At 48.1% G+C, this 19,266-nt stretch carries 16 protein-coding genes and 1 tRNA gene; 9 read left to right on the forward strand and 8 right to left on the reverse strand.

The window, feature by feature from the left end; translation table 11 throughout:
• The 5 genes from NTW12_06365 to NTW12_06385 all read right to left on the reverse strand — a co-directional run.
• The coding region (locus NTW12_06365; protein MCX5845966.1) for a nucleotidyl transferase AbiEii/AbiGii toxin family protein at positions 1–859 on the reverse strand (859 nt) is incomplete at its 3' end.
• On the reverse strand, positions 837–1,655 hold the full coding sequence (locus NTW12_06370; GenBank protein ID MCX5845967.1) for a hypothetical protein: 819 nt from the start codon (positions 1,653–1,655) through the stop codon (positions 837–839). The genes NTW12_06370 and NTW12_06365, both read right to left, overlap by 23 nt.
• A gap of 920 nt (positions 1,656–2,575) precedes the next feature.
• A complete protein-coding gene (locus NTW12_06375) occupies positions 2,576–3,361 on the reverse strand; it encodes an arginyltransferase (protein ID MCX5845968.1) in 786 nt (261 codons plus the stop codon).
• Positions 3,362–3,568: 207 nt separating this feature from the next.
• Positions 3,569–6,544, reverse strand: coding sequence for an insulinase family protein (locus tag NTW12_06380; GenBank protein ID MCX5845969.1), 2,976 nt, complete (start codon positions 6,542–6,544; stop codon positions 3,569–3,571).
• A 120-nt stretch (positions 6,545–6,664) separates the two neighbouring features.
• The gene (locus NTW12_06385; GenBank protein ID MCX5845970.1) at positions 6,665–7,015 is read right to left on the reverse strand and encodes a DUF3147 family protein; all 351 of its coding nucleotides are present in this window, start codon (positions 7,013–7,015) and stop codon (positions 6,665–6,667) included.
• Between the two features lie 708 nt (positions 7,016–7,723).
• Between NTW12_06385 and NTW12_06390 the strand changes: the two genes are divergently transcribed.
• Complete coding sequence (locus NTW12_06390) at positions 7,724–8,452, forward strand: HD domain-containing protein (protein ID MCX5845971.1); 729 nt, start codon at positions 7,724–7,726, stop codon at positions 8,450–8,452.
• Between the two features lie 50 nt (positions 8,453–8,502).
• Here the strand turns inward: NTW12_06390 and msrB are convergent, their stop codons facing one another.
• Complete coding sequence (msrB, locus tag NTW12_06395; protein MCX5845972.1) at positions 8,503–9,606, reverse strand: peptide-methionine (R)-S-oxide reductase MsrB; 1,104 nt, start codon at positions 9,604–9,606, stop codon at positions 8,503–8,505.
• A 259-nt stretch (positions 9,607–9,865) separates the two neighbouring features.
• Here msrB and nifU point away from each other — a divergent pair, with 259 nt between their 5' ends.
• The 8 genes from nifU to NTW12_06435 all read left to right on the forward strand — a co-directional run bounded on the left by nifU (position 9,866) and on the right by NTW12_06435 (position 16,704).
• Positions 9,866–10,690, forward strand: coding sequence for a Fe-S cluster assembly protein NifU (nifU, locus tag NTW12_06400; GenBank protein ID MCX5845973.1), 825 nt, complete (start codon positions 9,866–9,868; stop codon positions 10,688–10,690).
• Positions 10,687–11,868 (forward strand): cysteine desulfurase NifS, encoded by a 1,182-nt coding sequence (nifS, locus tag NTW12_06405; protein MCX5845974.1) that lies wholly within the window; start codon positions 10,687–10,689, stop codon positions 11,866–11,868. Before nifU ends, nifS begins: the two co-directional genes overlap by 4 nt.
• A gap of 16 nt (positions 11,869–11,884) precedes the next feature.
• Positions 11,885–12,841, forward strand: coding sequence for a serine acetyltransferase (locus NTW12_06410; GenBank protein ID MCX5845975.1), 957 nt, complete (start codon positions 11,885–11,887; stop codon positions 12,839–12,841).
• A 123-nt stretch (positions 12,842–12,964) separates the two neighbouring features.
• A complete protein-coding gene (locus NTW12_06415) occupies positions 12,965–14,086 on the forward strand; it encodes a cytochrome c biogenesis protein ResB (protein MCX5845976.1) in 1,122 nt (373 codons plus the stop codon).
• Positions 14,087–14,089: 3 nt separating this feature from the next.
• Positions 14,090–14,938 carry a c-type cytochrome biogenesis protein CcsB gene (gene ccsB / locus NTW12_06420; GenBank protein MCX5845977.1) on the forward strand — a complete coding sequence of 283 codons (849 nt, stop codon included), beginning with the start codon at positions 14,090–14,092 and terminating at the stop codon, positions 14,936–14,938.
• A 377-nt stretch (positions 14,939–15,315) separates the two neighbouring features.
• Positions 15,316–16,098: a type IV toxin-antitoxin system AbiEi family antitoxin gene (locus NTW12_06425; protein MCX5845978.1), complete on the forward strand. Its 783-nt coding sequence runs from the start codon at positions 15,316–15,318 to the stop codon at positions 16,096–16,098.
• The gene (locus NTW12_06430; protein ID MCX5845979.1) at positions 16,095–16,364 is read left to right on the forward strand and encodes a hypothetical protein; all 270 of its coding nucleotides are present in this window, start codon (positions 16,095–16,097) and stop codon (positions 16,362–16,364) included. The genes NTW12_06425 and NTW12_06430 overlap by 4 nt, the downstream gene beginning before the upstream one ends.
• A gap of 202 nt (positions 16,365–16,566) precedes the next feature.
• The gene (locus NTW12_06435) at positions 16,567–16,704 is read left to right on the forward strand and encodes a hypothetical protein (protein MCX5845980.1); all 138 of its coding nucleotides are present in this window, start codon (positions 16,567–16,569) and stop codon (positions 16,702–16,704) included.
• 15 nt (positions 16,705–16,719) lie between these two features.
• On the opposite strand, the gene NTW12_06440 is transcribed toward NTW12_06435, so the two are convergent.
• Together NTW12_06440 and NTW12_06445 are read right to left on the reverse strand one after the other, a co-directional pair.
• Positions 16,720–16,795, reverse strand: a tRNA-Glu gene (locus NTW12_06440).
• A 144-nt stretch (positions 16,796–16,939) separates the two neighbouring features.
• Positions 16,940–19,015, reverse strand: a complete 2,076-nt coding sequence (locus NTW12_06445; GenBank protein MCX5845981.1) for a DEAD/DEAH box helicase — start codon at positions 19,013–19,015, stop codon at positions 16,940–16,942.
• Positions 19,016–19,266 lie beyond the last annotated feature (251 nt).

The following is a 19,266-nucleotide window of genomic DNA, read 5'->3' on the forward strand; positions in this document are numbered from 1 at the left end:
CTATATCAAACGCCCTGTCGAGATCAAAGCTTTCATAATCCACGGGACGCAGCACCGGTTTCAGTTCCGTGTTGATCTGGGTCTTGAGCTTTTCTTTCCGCGCCGGAGACAGATCGATAGGCGGATTTCCCGGAACCTTCAGCTTTTCGGCGAGAAGTTGGAAGAGATGCCGATCGTTGAGATCCATCTTATTCCGGGAGGCCAGATAATCGATATCGAAGAAGTCCCGAATGGCCGGCTCCAAACGTGTCAATGCAGCCCGCAGCTTTTCGGCGATGGCCTCCTTCATAGACAAGGTGGTCAAATCGATGTCGGGAACCAGGGGTTTTCGGGTAAAAGGATTCAGCAGCAGCGTTCTGGCCTCCATTTGCGTGGGCGGCATCAGGGGCGTTTCGCGCAAACCCACTTCAATCTTGATGCGGGCCGCTTCTTCCGTGAGGAAGACCGATGGGTAGGTCACATAGGCGACGTACTGACGGGAGCCGTTATGACCGGTGAAGTCCTCAGGGAGGGTCAGGATGCTCATCTCCTCTGAAATTGTCCTTACCCATTCCCTGACCGGCGCTATTCGTTTCCGTCGCACGGAAATGCTCGCTTCCGGAGGCGTCGAAATCATGAAATCGAGGTCTTCGCTGAGCCGGTAGAAATCGGCATAGACCTTGCCGATGCAGGTGCCTCCCCGGAAGATGAGCGGGCTGTCCGGCTGGTCATAAAGATACTGCAGAAGGACGGTGCAGAAATAATCCTTTTCGATGAGTGTAGCATTCAACCCTGTCTGGCCCGCGGTGAAAAGCAACGCCTCGCGGAAGAACGACTGATCTTCGTGGACCGAGATCCTATGATCGCGGGATGGACCCATTGACAATCAACCCCCACTCTTTATTGACGCTGCCTTTTGCAGCCTGGCCGGGTATCCAGGGGATCAGCGACTTTGCGGAACCGAGCTGGCGTTTCATTTCTCTGAGTCGATCAGCGGGGATGCCGAGTTGGGCAAGCAGGTATCCGATGCGCTTGACGGTCCCCTTGTTGCCGTATTGGAGCGTGTCGCCGATCAGGTCCTCGACGATGGTCGGGTCTTTTTTCAGCGTTTCCGCGATCCATCCGTAGGCCCGCGGAAGGGTGTTGTACCGGGACCAGTCATAAACGGCATCGACCAGCGCCCTGGTTTTAGTGACCATGACGGCGTCGATGCTATCAGGCGTCTTCAAGCTCTTTGTCGAACCCAACCGCTTGATGTCCGTCTTGATAAAGACGAAATCGGTTCCACCGATCTGCTTTTCTCCAAAAATCCGGTCATTGTAAACGTAAATCCGGTTCGGGATCTGGTCGTCGAAGCCATGGAAGTTAAAGGCGCTGGAGCCGCTGATCTGGTATCGGCCTTTGATGACCTCCATGAGTTTGGAAAGGATGTAATAGCCGCTGACCGTCCACCGTCCGCCAGCGGGCATACGGGAAGGGACCAGATAGACGCCCCTTTTCAAACGGATAATCAGACCGGAGGTCGCCATCCGGTTGAGGAGTTTCCATTCCTGTTCGGCAGTAATATCCAAGGCGGAGGCAATTTCGCCCGAGGAAATGAATTCTTTTTTCCTGAGCTGGGCATAGGCGAGAAGCTGCATTTCAAACTTGCCCAGCTTGGTTTTTTCCTGTTTCACTATATTGCTCGTTCCTTCCTTGGCAGAGGAGTTACGTGGAAAATAGTAAAACATGGAGCTTTTGTCAAATGTTTTTTAGAATTTTGATTATCGAAAATAATCATGGTTTGAGGAAGATGTTCGTAATCTGAATGAATAGAAAAATGCCTTCAATCCTTTGCAACCTTTCAACCCGTTATCATTGATCCGTACCAACCACCCAAACTCTCACTTTGTATTTGAAGCCTGGCATATCCAACGTCCGCGATCCTCATACAGAAAGAGCCTGAATGCCGCTTGGAGCCTTAATACCAATATATTTTTAAGATTTCACACCTTCTCTTAAAAATATATTTAAAAGACTTCATATTTGTACCTGTGCGGGGAAATAAATTTTAGACCCTGCACATTTCAAACCGAATTTAATGAATTCGCCCAAAAGGGGATGGCGTTGCTTTTTTTTGAAGTCTGTACCTCTACTAAGGGTGCTCCATTCTTTTGTTAGACAAATAGGGGACAGCTGTCCCCTATTACGCATTTCCATTGTTCAATCAACGGTTTACGGTTTTGTAAAGAGTCAAAAACCATGTCACTCAGGTCCCCGCCTTTGCGGGAAACTTCATGCCCCGTGGTGGCGCCACGAAGCATGAAAATAACTTTGTCCTGATAGATCCTCCTTTGCAAAAGGGGGATACAGTGGGATTTTCCACGCGATTATCAAATCCCCCCTACCCCCCCTTTTCTAAAGGGGGGAATATATGGAATCTATTTTCGTAGGAATGACAATTTGAGACGAAACCCGACTTTTTTACGAGGTCGTCAATTTCAAATGCAAAGAAAAAATGAGGGGACGTAATTCGGGGGATAAGATTGTGGGGAATTCGGGGTGGAATTTCCCAGAGCGTTATGTCACGGGAATTCCTTCTGAATTACCGATGCAATTATCTTGATTCATGCTTGCCGGAGAAATACTTATTTCCTCCTGATTCTTCCCTGCCCGGTTCAGTTAATTGTTCTTCCCATATCCCTGTTTCGAAATCCAGAAGTTGGAACGGCCGGAACAACCCTTTGTACTGCATGGAGCTGATCTCGCGTATATAATATCCAAGATAGTAATATTGAAGGCCGTTATTGCGGGCCCACTCAATCTCCTTAATGATGGAAAAGGTTCCAGGGGACAGGGAGCTGAATTGCGGATCAAAAGAGAAGTAGATTGTTGAAAGGGATTTTTTTCCAAGATCAAGGAAACCATTGCCTGCAAGCTTGCCGTTTACGAACAGTGCGGAGATAAGCGTCGGTGACGGTGATATAAAAAACTCGTTGAAGTATTCGCCTAAATCATGGGGGGCTTTATCATAGCGAATAAGGAGGAATCTGTTGAACAGCGATAAACTCTGCCCGATATACTTAGCTGCAAAGTCCATAGGCTCAAACATTTTAAATTCTGTCTTACTGTTATTTTTAAGGACGCGACGCTGGCTTTTTGAAGGCGTGAATGCATCTACTTGCAAGCGGATTGGAAGGCAGCGCCGGCAAGTTCCGCAGATGTTGCGGTAGAAATACCATGAGTTGTGTCGCCAGCCCCGTGCGAGATACTCATCGGTCTGCTCAGGAGAAAGGGATACATTCCATAATAAGGCCTCTTCAACCGGGGCTGTGATCTCGGGGAAGTAGGGACAGAGCTTATCAGTGACGGTACTGCGCTCTTTGAGAAAATCAATATTCATGTTCATCATTATAAACTTTACGGCTATTTTTGCGGGTTGATCTCATACGTAAATAGTCACCCTCCCCGGTTTGTACAAAGGGTGGGGTGGGGGGTGCTCTGTAAAATCCCCCTCAGTCCCCCTTTAGGAAAGGGGGAATTATGAGGAGGGAGATAAATTTCATGCCTTACGGGGCAGGGGCGTTTCCCGTGTTCGTTGCCCTCATTATCAGGTTAATGTCTCAACGTTTAGTTTCGGCTCAAGGCTTTCGTTGGCTTTTTGAAGGTTCTCCTGTGAGGCGTATACGGAGACAACGGCAGAATCCGCCGCAGAAGTAAAATAACGGGAAGCGGCTTCCAGCAACACTTCCGGTGTTATGTCGAGGATGCTGTTTCGGAATTTCAGGCGGTCTTCGTCTGTGAGACCGGTAAAGTCGCGAATCATGGCAATGTATCCCCTGCTCGACGGATCCATGGGTTTGTCGAGAGAGCCTATTGTCCCTATAATGGTTTTTTCAAGTTCCTCCCCTGAAGTTTTGTTTCCGGATATGAAATCCATTGCCTCACGGTAAACGTTCAGAGTATTTACAATGCTGGGGTCCCTGTAGGAGAGCAAGGCAAAGGTGCCGCTCATCGGGTCATATTGTGACATGCCTCCGTAAGCACCGCCCTGAACCCTGATATGTTTGTACAGATACCCGCTCGACAATTGTCGAGACAGCACAAACAAAGGGGCGGAAAGCGGATCGGCGTATGCCGGTGCAGAAAGGACCTTAGCTACATACGAGACCTGCGCGGGAATGGATATCCCGGTATGTATGGGAGTAAGGGCAGGGATACTCGGGTTTCCTATTCCTCCGTTGCCGGATAAACGCCTGACCAAATCAGCCGCGCTTTCCGATAAAAGAGAGATTCCTTCTGAATCCGCCGTTACATTAATGGAGAGCCTCTCTTTTCGGATAACCATGCTTTGAAGAAGGGTAAGCTTATCCAGCAACTCTCCTTTTATTTCGTTAAAGTGATCAGCGATACGGTTGACAAACTTAAGCTGTGACCTGCCGTGCCACTGTTCATCTCTGTATGCCGGTAAAGAGAGCGACGAGCCGGCAGTCCTCCGTGCGAAAGCATGGCCGGAAGGAACGACAGACGCATGGAGGCTGTTTTTCCTTTCTGCGATAAGGTCACGCATCCGGGTTTCGTTGGACATGTCTCCGGCTGCCAGAATATCCGAAATGATGTTGACGGCATCCCTGATATTTCGATGGAGCGCCTTGATACGAAAGATCATCTTCTGCCAGTTTTTCTTGCCGTCTACCGCCATACCTGCCGACAGGTGATAACCGACTCCCCCTGTTTTCAATACAATGCGCTTCGCCATCTCTTCATAATTGAAACCCGCTGCCCCCATATTGGTGATCAACTTTCCCAGGAGCGGGAGATAGGGTTGAAGGTCTTCCGGCATATCGGATACATCAAATGCCAGATCGAGGTAGGCAATGCCGTTGGTAAATATGTCGTGTATCATGGCCGGGACGTTTTCAATGGCCGCCTTTGCCGTAGGAACTGTTTCTATTTCGCGTGTGATATTGGAGATGCTCAGTTTTGGAAGTATCGCTGCCGCCCCCGGCATTTCCGGCTCAGCCTGGAATTTTTTCAGGGCAGAAGCGTCTTTTTGGATATTTTCCAGTTCGGGGCCGGAGAGTGATGCCTTGAGCCGGCCCATCTTTTTTTTGAATGCAGCCTCCTGCTCGGCCTGATAGGTTGTGCTCGGCTCCATGACGGACAACAGACGGTGGGGATTATCGACAAACCATTTCCGGACGATCTCCTGAAAGAGATCAGGTCTTGCCTTCCATTTCTTGCGGATTTCTTCGATGATGCGGGGGAAATTCAAACCTTCGAGGGGATCGCCGTCGTACAGCCAGGTATGATACGATCTCCCCATGAGTACGATCCCATACGGGTATGCGCTGCGAATAATCTCCTTGCCGTGGAATTCAACCTGGTGAAGAGTCCCCTCGATCAGGTCCCGATCAAAGCCGGATTCTATGAGATTCTTTAACGTATCGATGATCAGCGCCTCGATACGGGAGGCTTTGTCCGGATCTGTGCCCCGCAACCCTACGGTAAATGCCATCTGCTTGAGATCGCGCTCGACTCCGGTGACGGGAGACAGATCTTCACCAAGCCCGGAATCGATGAGGGCCTTGCGGAGAGGCCCCGCAGCGCTTCCAATCAGCATTCCGGACGTAATCTGAAGGAGAACGGCTGTTGCATAATCAGTGTTTTCTGCCGTCAGCCAGGAAACGTTGACGGCTGTTTTTCCTGTGGTTTTATCATCTGTTCCAATGGGGTAGGCGTCATGGATTGAAGATGGTTTTTGCCATCTCGCCTGACTTTTTACGGTTGAGTCTACCTCCACACGATCAAACCCTTCCAGCATCTCGGCTAAGAATGCCAGATGATCTGCGGTCGGTATGTCGCCGTAGAGGAAGAAGCGTGCGTTGGTCGGCGAGTAATAGGCGCGATGAAATGCTTTAAACTGCTTGTATGTAAGGAGCGGAATCTCATCCGGATTTCCTCCTGAGTCGAAAGAATACGGGGTATCGGGATAGAGATTTTCCTGAATGATCTTATACATCAGGGCATCGGGAGAGGAATAGGCGCCCTTCATCTCATTATAGACGATTCCCGATATGGTAAGTTCGCTCGATGTGTCTTCCGGATTTGAAAATTCCAGGTGGTGACCTTCCTGGGAAAAAGTTTCTTTCAACAAACGGGGTCTCAGAACCAAATCCGTATATACACGGGCAAGATTGAAAAAATCGGCCTTCACCTGGCTTGCTACAGGGTAAATGGTCTTGTCGGGGTAGGTAAAGGCGTTGATGAAGGTCTGCAGTGTTCCCCTGAGCAGCTCATTGAAGACGTCCTTTAATGGATATCGCTCCGAACCGGCAAGCACTGAGTGTTCAAGAATGTGCGGCACACCCGTGGAATCCGCGGGCGGCGTGCGAAATCCAATCGAATAGAGGTTCTCACGGTCATCGCAGTGAAGGTGGATCACCTTCGCACCGGTCTTTTCATGTTCACTTTCGTATGCGGTTATCCGTATTTCGGGGAGTTGTTCAATCCGGAGAATGCGAAACCCGCAGACCTCGGCTCCTGTGGCAAGCGTCGGAGCGGGACATTTGATGGATGCTGTCATTTTATCACTTCCGTATCAAAAATTAATGCCCAGGTGGGCATCGCGAAGACATGAAAATCACCCGCACCTTAAGCCTCTACCCTGAAGGGCACGCGTCCCATCAAGGGAGAGTAAGTCTCTTTATCTCAGTAACCACTGATGAACAAACGCCCCCATCAGCCATGTGCCGAAACTTGCACTGAGGACAATACCGATGTGATAGTGGTTTATAAAACAGAAATAGGCGACCAGAAAGAACAAAATACTGGGCACAATTCCCCATAGAGCCGCCTTCGTAAAATCTTCCATTAATTTGAAATCGCCCGGATTATCCGAGTATATCCAGACAAGAATGATGACACTTATTATGGGCATGGTGGCGATCAGACCGCTGAATGAGGGAAACTTCCTGCCGATCTGTGTACAGATAATTATAATGGTAACACTTATAAGCAATTTTATGAAAAATTCCATGACTTTTCCTTTTATCATTTATCCGGATCTCTAAAAACGGCATTAGGATTTATCATAGGGTTCTGCGCACATATGGAGCAGTAATACACGGGCCATACACACCCGCAACCTGAACCTATTATTTCAAAACGGGCGCACTGTTCACATATCGGAATTCCACAGCCTGGACATATTGCATAGACCTTTACTTTTTGACACATTCCGCAACTATTTCTGTTTTCCATTATGTGTTACTGTTCAAAGCGGTAAAGAAATATCTCTAGATACTATCCTCTCTCATGAGGCATTTTGTTGTCCACAATATCCGGCAAACCGTCCTCTATTGAGATTAATTAACATGATAAATGTCTAAATATTATTTATTCTTTTACGATAACGAAAATTGTCTGTCAATGCGGAAGTGATAAGGGAGGGTGTTACTTGATGTTTAAAGAAAATGTGAAAGAATACCGATAAAGCAAACAAAAGAGGAATTCTGCGGTGTTTGTTAACCGGTCATGATGGCTGAAAGAACAAAAAAAAGCGTAAGGGTCTTGTTGGTGGTTGCCACCCTATTGAAGACCGACTCTTAAAAACGAGCATTCAGTCCTATACTTGACCAAACGGCATCTGCGGATGGTACCCCCAATCGGTTGATTCGACCCTTTGGGGGTATAATTTTATCAGATGGTGAATCCCCGCGAGCATATTTCTAGAAGATTACTTCGGAGTCAGCGAGAGAGTACGATGATGAAAGATGAAGACAAGACGAAAGAACAACTTATAAATGAAATGACAGAAATGCGGCTGAAAATTGCCAAACTGGAAAAATCGGAAAACGAGCGCATACGAACAGAGGAAACCCTTTCACAAAGCATTGAAAAGTTAAGAAGATCTGCACGATTTATCATTGATGTCGTAGTAATGGCTGTTGAGGCAAGAGATCCTTATACGGCTGGACATCAAAAAAGGGTGACAGAGCTTGCCCGGTCCATTGCGACGGAAATGACGTTATCTGCAGAAATCATCGACGGCGTCCGCATGGCAGGCTTAATCCATGATCTGGGAAAGATATCCATTCCGTCCGAAATACTGGGGAAACCCCGTCTTCTCAATAATGATGAATATAATTGTGTAAAAACTCACGCGGAGATAGGTTATCAAATATTGAAGGATATAGACTTTTTCAGACCTGTAGCGTTGATTGTCTATCAGCATCATGAACGAATGAACGGTACCGGCTATCCGCAGGGTCTTAGGGGAACAGAAATCCTTCTGGAGTCGAGAATCTTAGCGGTAGCCGATGTCGTTGAAGCAATATGTACGCATCGGCCATACAGACCAGCGTTGGGGATAGATAAAGCATTGAAGGAAATCTTTCAACACAGGGGAGTTCTCTACGACACGGAAGCGGTGGATGTCTGCATACAACTGTTCAGAGAAAAGGGGTTCATATTTAAATCCCGTTCAAATTGAAAAACCATCGTCCGGTACCATGATCATCCTGCTTCAGGGTAGTTCATTTGCTACTTCCGGTCAAATAGTGTTAGATACTTGCCATAGCCTTCTTTTTCCATGTCCTCCTTCGGAATAAATTTCAGTGCCGCTGAATTCATACAATACCGGAGCCCTGTCGGTTTTGGTCCATCCGGAAAAACATGCCCGAGGTGTGAATCCCCATATCTACTTCTTACTTCCGTGCGCCGTGTGAAAAAGCTGCGGTCCTCCTTTTCAATTATATTGGCAGGCTCAAGAGGTTTGGTATAACTGGGCCATCCTGTACCTGAATCATATTTATCCAATGAGCTAAACAGCGGTTCACCGGAGGCTATATCTACATAGATACCTTCTTTTTTGTTATCCCAGTATTCATTTTGAAAGGCTGGTTCGGTACCTTCTTTCTGCGTTACTTCGTATTGCATTTTTGTCAATCGTTGCCTCAGTATCTGGTCGTCAGGTTTTTTATATGCTTGATCCGAAGCGGGTTTAATGCCGGCATTATCGTTTCCCCACACCTTTTTTAAAAACTGGTCGCGGCCCGACCCATTCCTGTAGTACTTATACCGCAGGGGATTTTTCTTGTAGTAATCCTGATGATAGTCCTCCGCATCGAAAAATTTATTGAATTTGATGATTTCCGTCACGATTGGTTTGGAAAAACGTCCGGATTTGCCCAATTCTTCTCTGGATTTTTCCGCCAGGCGTTTCTGCTCGTCGTCATGATAGAAGATAGCGCTTCTATAGTGAGGACCGCGGTCACCGAATTGTCCTCCCGGATCTGTAGGATCCATATGCCTCCAAAGCACATCGAGAAGTTGACTGTAAGTGATTTTTGAGGGATCGTAGTAAACTTGAACGGCCTCAACATGTCCGGTCTTACCATATGTTTCATAGGTCGGATTGTCCCCGGAACCACCTGTATACCCGGATATGACCTTTTCGACACCCGGTACTTTTTCGAAATCTGATTCAACGCACCAAAAACAGCCGCCGGCAAATGTTGCTGTTTGAGTTGTTATATTCGTTTCTGTTATACTTTTTTTCACCTCCCGTTGGTCGCCACTTGAGCTCTGACATCCAAAAACAAAAAAGAGTAATGTCAATGTCACATAAATAAGGGGATTTTTCATTATTATCCTCCATAAAAACAAAATTTAAGCTTTTGTATTGATGATAATGTAAGGATGATCCTCTGATTGTCAAATTGCCCCTATTTTTTAGATTTTCGGGAAATGTTGACAGCAGTCATATGGTGTACTATTATAAAAAAGATCGTCATATCGATGTTCTTTACGACAATGTCACAATTGCCGGTTGATATTCGGCATAGTAATCAGGTATTATTCCTGAAAACCCTTGGACGGTAAGGATAAAAAAAGGAGCGAGCTTATGTGGGAATATACAGATAAAGTAAAGGAGCACTTCCTTAATCCCCGCAACGTCGGGGAAGTCGAGAATCCGGATGGCGTGGCTGAAGTCGGTTCCATAGCCTGTGGAGATGCCCTCAAACTTTCTTTCAAGTTAGATGAGAACAAAAGGATAAAGGATGTCAAATTCAAAACCTTTGGCTGTGCCAGCGCAATTGCGACATCGTCTGCACTGACTGAGATGATCAAGGGGAAGACCCTGGAAGAGGCCATGAAAGTGACAAACCAGGATATCGCGGCCTTCCTCGGCGGCCTTCCCCAGGAGAAAATGCACTGCTCCGTTATGGGGCAGCAGGCATTGGAAAAGGCTATTGAAAATTATCAGGGGGTCCCCTCGAAGGAGCTGGCAGCACAGATCATATGCGAGTGCTTCGGTGTCACGGATCGTGAAATCGAAAAAGCGGTGAGGGAGAACAATCTTTCGACGGTTGAAGAGGTGACGAACTACACCAAGGCCGGCGGCGGTTGCGGGGGGTGTCATGATGCCATCAGGCAAATTATTGAGAGGGTCCGGGCTGATACTGCACCGGTTGTCAGACCGAAACTTTCCAACATGCAGAAAATCAAAATGATCGAGGAAACCATCGAACGTGAAATCAGGCCGTCCCTGAAAGACGACGGCGGTGATATCGAACTCATTGATGTGATCGGTAACCGCGTCCTTGTTGCTACACGGGGCGCCTGCGCGACCTGCAAGGCAGCCGATATTACGCTGAAACATTTTGTTGAACAAAAGCTTCGGGATATCATATCGCCAGAGCTTGTCGTTGAAGAGGTGACGCCATGAATACGATTTATCTCGATAACAATGCGACAACCCAGGTCGCACCGGAAGTTCTGGAGGCCATGTTTCCCTATTTCCGTGACCTTTACGGAAACCCGTCCAGCATGCATTCCTTTGGAGGCCAGGTTGCAAAAAAAATCCGTGAGGCCCGCGAGCAGGCGGCATTGCTCATCGGGGCCGCACCTGAGGAAATCATATTCACCAGTTGCGGTACGGAAAGCGATAATGCCGCCATCCGGTCGGCACTGGCAGCACATCCCGACAGGCGTCATATTTTGACAAGCAGGGTTGAACATCCCGCCGTCAAATCACTGTGCGCTCATCTGTCAAGGCAGGGCTATCGCATTACGGAAGTGCCCGTGGATAAGGACGGCCTTCTGGACATGAATCAGTTTGAAAGAAATCTGACGCCGGATACGGCGGTTGTCAGCCTTATGTGGGCCAATAACGAAACAGGGGTTCTCTTTCCCGTGGAAAAGGCGGCGGAACTTGCTCATACAAGGGGCATCCTGTTCCATACCGATGCGGTCCAGGCAGTGGGGAAGATTCCCATAAACCTGAAGACAAATGTCATTGACATGCTCTCCATATCCGGTCACAAGCTTCATGCGCCAAAGGGTATAGGAATCCTCTATATCCGTAAAGGTACGAGGTTCTCACCTTTTCTGATTGGAGGACACCAGGAAAAGGAGCGCCGGGGCGGCACGGAAAATACCCCCAGTATTATCGGACTGGGGAAGGCCTGCGAACTGGCTGCCCGTAATATGGAGACGGAGAATACAAGGGTAAAACAGCTGCGGGACAAACTGGAAACAGAACTTCTGGCGCGTATCCCCAATAGCCGGGTAAATGGAAACCAGTTATACCGGCTTCCCAACACGGCGAACATCAGCTTTGAATTCGTCGAAGGCGAGGGCATTCTTCTTCTGATGGACGAATACGGAATCTGTGCATCCTCCGGTTCGGCCTGTACTTCGGGTTCCCTCCAACCATCCCATGTGCTGCGTGCCATGGGAGTTCCCTTTACCATGGCCCATGGGTCTATCAGATTCAGTCTGAGCATCTATAATACGGAAGAAGAAATAAGTTTCGTTATTAAAAAGATGCAGCCAATTATCGAAAGGTTACGCAGCATGTCCCCCTACTGGACGTCAAGCGAACAGGCATGTACGGTCCAGTAAAGGAGAGAACATTACCATGGATGACACACCCAAAATGAAGCAATGTAAAGCGGACATTACCATTGCCCGGCGCTTTCGCGAAGAAATCCCCGCTATTGTCGATCAGCTTGTATTGTCCTGCAATCGTGATGGCTGCTTTGATCATGTGGGTCCGGAACCGATTCCCTCACGTGAGGCCATCATCGATATCCTGCACAGGGCAAGCCGCATTCTCTATCCCGGCTATTTTATCCGCACACGTGTGGACCAGGTGAATGTAGGCTACTATTTTGGTCAGGAAGTGACCGGCCTTTTCGAAGCCCTCTCCGAACAGATCATGCTGGCGATACGGCATGACTGTATCCGCCATAATCTGCCATGTTCGGACTGCGAGGAACGCGGCCAGCAGGCCGCTATCGACTTTTTACACAGCATGCCCCAGTTGCGTGTCCTGCTTGCGACGGATATTCTGGCAGCCCATGAAGGCGATCCTGCAGCGAAAAGCTTTGATGAAATCATCTTTAGTTATCCGGGGCTGTACGCCATTACAATCTATCGCATAGCACACCAGCTGTATCATCAGGAAGCGCCTCTGATCCCGCGTATTATGACCGAATATGCCCATAGCCAAACCGGGATCGACATTCATCCCGCTGCCCACATTGGAGAAAGCTTTTTTATCGATCACGGTACAGGTGTGGTGATCGGTGAAACAACGGTCATTGGCAAGAGTGTCAGACTCTATCAGGGTGTGACGCTGGGCGCAATGTCGCTGAGCAGGGAGGAATGTGAAAACCTGCGAAACCAGAAGCGCCACCCCACTATTGAAGATGACGTCATTATTTATGCGAATGCCACCGTGCTGGGCGGAAAGACGATCATCGGAGCGCGTTCGGTGATCGGCGGAAACGTCTGGATTACCGATTCGGTGCCGCCGGATACAGAAGTGTTTCTAAAAAAACCGGAGCTGGTCTTTAGAGGGAAAAATGGTTAAGAGCAATGCTAAATTTTTTCATTACGGTCCTTCTCCCCTGATATTTTGATAATCCTGTCCTGTGCTTTATCATATTTTCATAATCATCAGGATTCGTTTCATATTCATAGACACTGCTCGAACATGAAAAAATCAAATGTCATCTGGTCCTTTTTTTCTTCCGTCAATCTGACTATCGTTCTTTTCATCCTCATTGTTCTTCTGTTTGTGGCTGGTTCGCTTATTCCGCAGCAGGAAGCCGCCCGGGAATTTGCCCGGAACATCCCGCCGGGATTAGCTTCCGCATTTCAGAAGATGCAATTCTTCGATCTGTACCACTCAATCTGGTTTTTCCTTATTATGGGACTTCTTTCCCTGAATCTAATAACCTGTTCGCTGAGCCGCTTTCATATTACCTGGCAGCGCTTTCGGGCGAAAGTCTTACCTGATTCATTCACGTCTCTTGAAAATCTGTCCCCCGCCCTAACCACCCTGACAGAGGAAAGGCACGACATAACCATTCAGAAATTGGAAGATATTCTGAAAAAGAAGTACCGTAAAGTAGAGAAAAAGGAAACAGGGCAGGGCTGCATTCTCTATGGTGAAAAGGGCCGCTTCTCTCATTTTGGTGTATACGTCATTCACCTGAGTATCCTGATCATCATTGGAGGAGCCGTTATTGGATCTCTCTTTGGATTTGACGCCTACGTCCAAGTGGCGGAAGGAGATGCCGTCGATACCATTCAACTCAAGGGGGAAAGAGGGACAAAAAAGCTGAATTTCACCCTTCGCTGTGACCGGTTTAATGTGGACTTTTATGAGGATGGTCTCCCAAGAGAATATCGTTCGGATTTGACGTTTTTGAAAAACGACCGTGTCGTTTATCAGGGATCGTTACTGGTCAATCATCCTATAATCTTTGAAGGGCTCAGGTTTTACCAGACAAGTTATGGGACTGTGCCCGATGGTCATGCGCAGGTTCAGGTTCTGCAAATCTTTAGTCTCGATCATATATACAGGAGATATTATACAGGGTTGCAGATCGCCTATGATCCGGGTCTTCCCATCGTTGCATCAGGCGCATTCCTGATGTTTGCCGGTTTCATGGTGGTTTTCTTCTCATCCCACCGGCGGGTATGGATAGGGGCAGAGTCACAGGGCGACAGCACTCGAATAACCATAGCCGGCAGGACAAATCGGGATTCCCGGCGGCTGCACATGGAAATGGAATATATTATGGCGGAATATACGAAAGTGGGAAGTTGAAGCATGAGCGATACCATATTATTGAGCTGGGTTACCTATGCCTATTTCGGTTCTTTTGTCTTCTCTCTCCTCAGGATCCTAACAGGGAAGGAATTCTGGGGGGGATTTGCATTGTGGATAACCCTCATCGGATTTCTTACGCAAACGTTAGCTCTGGCGCTGAGATGGACTACATCCTATAAACTGGGTATCGGTCATGCGCCCCTCTCCAATTTCTACGAATCCCTGATTTTCTTCGCCTGGGCCATCATCCTTCTCTATCTCATCACTGAATGGAAAACCAGATCAAGGAGCGCCGGTGTTTTCGTAACTCCCCTGGCTTTTCTTTTTATGGCATACGCTTCTTTTTCGCCAAATGTGAATACCAGGATACAGCCGCTCATTCCGGCACTGCAGAGCAACTGGCTGATCAGTCACGTCATCAGCTGTTTTTTAGCGTATTCGGCCTTCGCCATCGCCTTCGGCCTCGGTATCATGCATCTTCTGAAGAGATCAGACAGTAAGAATCAGGAGGGTTCAAAACGCTTCTTTCGATTTTTACCGGAGACAGAATTTATCGATGAGCTGATCTATCATAATATTGTTTTAGGCTTTATTCTTTTAGCGCTGGGGATTGCAACCGGTTCGGTATGGGCATACTATGCCTGGGGTTCATACTGGAGCTGGGATCCAAAGGAGACCTGGTCTTTGATTACCTGGTTGATCTATGCGGGCATGCTCCATTTACGATTTGTCCGGGGATGGCGGGGAAAAAGGATGGCTATCCTGGCTATTGTCGGTTTCGCCGCGGTATTGTTCACCTATCTCGGAGTCAATTACCTTCCCGGTCTCCACAGTTATCTTCAGTCCTAAAGGGGGCAAAGGGGAAGGTTATCATTAAATGGAACAGTTGTCCCCTTTTACTCAAACGAAAATAGGGGCTACCATAAATTGATAACCCCTTAATAATACTTGGCGTCCCCACGGGGATTCGAACCCCGGTTACCGGCGTGAAAGGGGACCATAGGAGGCCGGGTTCATTTTGGAGCAGTGCAGATCAGAAGTCGCCAGCGGTGAAAGGGGCGCTCTGATCTGTTATGCCAAGGTGTGCCGTGTGGAGAAGGTCATGCGGCCCTATGTGGAGGCGGTATTGTTATAATAGACTTCAGACCGGGCATCGCATGTTTCACTCGACTAAAGTAACGAAATGTGTTACTTTGCCGCAGTAATTCATTTCAAAAGGGAAATGTATGCCCGCCATACAATTCATTACGAACCTGGTCGCGCGGGGGCGATACTGCTTTAGCACTGAAGAAGCGGCTCAGGTTTTGGGTACGAGTATGATTGCCACCCGTGCGGCGCTCCGCCGTTTGCGGCAAAAAGGCGAACTCGCCGTGCCCTACAAGGGCTTCCATGTCATTGTCCCCCCGGAGTACAGGAATATAGGATGTCTCCCGGCCGACCATTTCATTCCATCCCTGATGGAACATCTGGGTGAAAAGTATTATGCCGGCCTGCTCAGTGCTGCCGAGTATCATGGGGCGGCGCACCAGCGCCCCCAGGTCTTTCAGGTTGTGGCAACCAGAAACAAACCGGAAATCACTTGCGGAAAAGTCCGGGTGCAGTTCATTGCCAGAAATAATATGGAGAAGATACCCACGTCAGATTTCAAGACCCCACGGGGCTACCTGAAAATATCGACGCCGGCAGCGACGGCCTTTGATTTGGCGGGCTATCCTCACCACGCGGCGGGACTGGATAATGTGGCCACCATTCTGGCGGAACTTGCGGAGCGTATTGACGGGAAAGATCTGGTCGTCGTAGCGGCCCTTTCGCCCATTGCCTGGGCGCAAAGACTTGGTTATCTTCTCGATCTGGTTGGGGCTGAGGAAAAGACCGGAAAATTGGCAGACTATATCGCCCGGGAGAAACCGGCGCCGACGCCTCTTTTACCATCGCAGCCCTTTAGGGGCATCGGCCAGTTGCAGCGCTGGCGGCTCCTGGTCAATGTCAAGGTGGAGGCGGAGGTTTGATCCCCCAAGACTTCATATCCGAATGGAAGCAACATGCCCCCTGGACCCGGAATGAACAGGTGGAACAGGAAGGACATAAGATTTCGAGGGCGGTGTTCGAGCAAAACCTGCTTGAGAAACTTGAAGGCGCTGCTTTTATTGAAGATATTGGGCCGCTGTTAATTGCCAGCAGTGATTTTGATTTTCGGGAGGCAGCAGAATTGTTGATGAGTCAATTAGTGTCCCTGATTCCGGGCGAACCATGGCACGGCAGAGCGCGTGGGTAAGATCAGGTTATCATAGTGTCTGCCGTTCAGAAAAAGTCAATAAATTTCATTCCAAACTATTCTGAGATTTCTTCCCGCCAATCCCCGACCGTTTTTTCCCCGCAATAAATCCGCTTTTTGACCGAAACTTTTTTAATCGTTTTGTTGTAGTCGTCCCTGCAACGCTTTTTTTCATCCAGACTAACGGGGACGAACGTCATGTATGAGTGTCGTTGTCCACACGACGGGAAGGAATCTTGACAATATTGACCGTGATTTCCTGGACGCGATGCAACGTCTAGATGAATATTCAAGTGGATTTACAGGAAACGCAAAAGAGGCCAGCGAAGATAATCGCTAACCTCTTGATATTACTTGGCGTCCCCACGGGGATTCGAACCCCGGTTACCGGCGTGAAAGGCCAGTGTCCTAGGCCTCTAGACGATGGGGACGTACCGTACTGCAGTTAAACGTGCGACATAACAACACATTACCTTTTGATGTGTTGTTCTCATGAAGTGGTGCTTATATCCTGTTGTTAATGATGATGTCAAGCAACAAATAACAGAATCCGGCATGTGGTTAAAAAAAATCCCCTATTCAAAAATAACCGGTTCCCGCAGAATGGATTCTCTTGCCTTGAGAGCAAGCTCCGCCATTTCGGGATGTGTTTCTTTCAGGGATTTGATCTGCCGTAAGTTATCAGCGGTTCTTAAAATGAGCATTGCCATGTCTCCTTCCGCTATTCCTGCCTGCTCGATGATTTCATCCCAGTCCCGGCCCCTCGCCCAGTCATAGATTACGGAAGATGTCCATAAATAGAGGGGGGTAACAGTAAATCCTGCGGCCTTCATCCGTTCCGATAAAGGTTTAATTGTTGAGATAACCGAGTTATAGGCCCGGGTTAGTTTTCGGGGAATAATCTTGCCGGTCATTCTGCTATTTTCCTCCCCGTCATAAACAAAGGGAGCGATAACTGCTGCCAGAAGTTTTTCATCATTGATCGGGAAAGCCTGCTGCTTTAGACATTCAGCAATGAGCAGGGGTTGATCCAACCGCAACTTGGACGCCCAGAATCCATTTTCAGTAAGCCGATTATTTTCATCGACGAATCCTTCCGCCATGAGAAAGTTTAAATGCCGTTGAAAATCTTCCCAAAGGTCTGAGACGTCAGTCTGCGCGCTTTCTCTCTTTTTCCCATGGTTATACTGGTACATCGCCAGGGAATTTTCGAAGATGTTCCTGATGTCCTCCGGTGTTTGAGACAAAAGGAGATTCAAGATCATCGAAAAGTCGTTTTTTATTTGGCTCATAATATCTTCGGGATTTCTGAAGAGAAGGCGCCGGATGTGTACAATATCCATGAATCTTCCGGGAACTAACAGCATGAAGCCGATCTTGTCCTGGCCGCGCCTTCCGGCCCTCCCCGTCATTTGATGAAATTCCGTGCCCTTCAAAGGGCTGAATTCGCTGCCGTTGAAGAGATCCGAATTAAAAAGGACGATAGTTCTTGCGGGGAAATTCACGCCGGCCGCTACGGTGGACGTGGCGAAGATGGCGCGGAGATGTCCCCTTTTCATCATCGTCTCCACGAGGAATTTCCAGGCAGGGAGTTGTCCCGCGTGATGGGAAGCCACCCTCGCAGTATTAAGGGAGTGCAGCTGTTTGTGATTACTCAAATAGGGGAAACGGGAAATGAGTTCTTCCAGAGTGTAATGGTATGTATCTCCTTCGGTATTGCGTGAAAGAATATCGCAGGTTTTCAAAGCGGCATCGCACTCTGATCGTGATTTAAGAAAAAAGATGGCCGGCAAAAGCTGAAATTTCTCCAAAATTCTGATTATATCCCCAAAATGGGGAGGTCTCCCCCGATAGGGGCCTCTCTTCTGTTTTTCATTGAGGAATTCGTTGATTTTGCTGAAAAGCTTATTCTTTTCCAGATACGGCATGATTCTCCCCGATGGATGGAGAAACAGGGGATACAGGGGAACCGGTCTCTTTTCTTCTCTGACAACCACGCATTCCTTACCCCGTATCGTGGAAAGCCATTGGGCGATCTCATCACCATTCCCTATTGTTGCGGAGAGCAGCAGCAGGTTTATCCTTGTAGGAAGGTAGATCATGGTCTCTTCCCAGACAACACCTCTATCGGCATCTCCCAGGAAATGGGCCTCATCCAGAATAACAAGATCGCAGTTCAGGTCATCACCGCGGTGCATGGCGTCGTAGAGCTGATTTCTCAGGATTTCCGTCGTTCCGACGATAATCGGGGCATCAATGTTTTCTTTGGTGTCACCGGTGAGGATACCGACATTTTGGCTTTCGAAATGGAGTCCGAATTCGACCCATTTGGCATTGGTCAGTGCCTTAAGGGGAGAAGCATACCAGCATCGCCCGCCCCTGCTGAAGACGGAAAGAATTGCCTGTTCCGCAATCCATGTCTTTCCGGACCCGGTTGGTGCAATCACAAGACAGTCAGTCGTTCTGATTGCATCCAGTGCACGAAGCTGAAAAGCGTCAGGCGTGAATGGTGTTTCGATGGGTTTCCCGATTTTTGCGAAGATCCCTTTGAGGACCGGTTCTGCCTCTACTTGTAATCTTATATGATCGCGCGGTTTAGGATTTCTGTAAAATTTTTTTTTATTTGTCCGTTTCGGATGAGGACGACGCATGCTGGTTATTTTTAGTCCCTCTATGTACTTTTTTACTTATGTATCATGAATCATGTTTAGGGTAAAGGACTGCTTAATTGAGTATCATATGGTCATAATATAGGGTTTTGCCCAATACTGATCGGCATGGATATTGCTATCTCCTATAGTGTAATGAAGCCGCTGAGACGGTTCGATGCCCTATAACCAGCCCCTAAAACTTTTTTTTACGATTCGTGCATTTTTTGCTGGACTCATCCTTCCTTTTCGGG

This window comes from Deltaproteobacteria bacterium (assembly GCA_026388545.1).
Lineage (GTDB): Bacteria > Desulfobacterota > Syntrophia > Syntrophales > UBA2185 > JAPLJS01.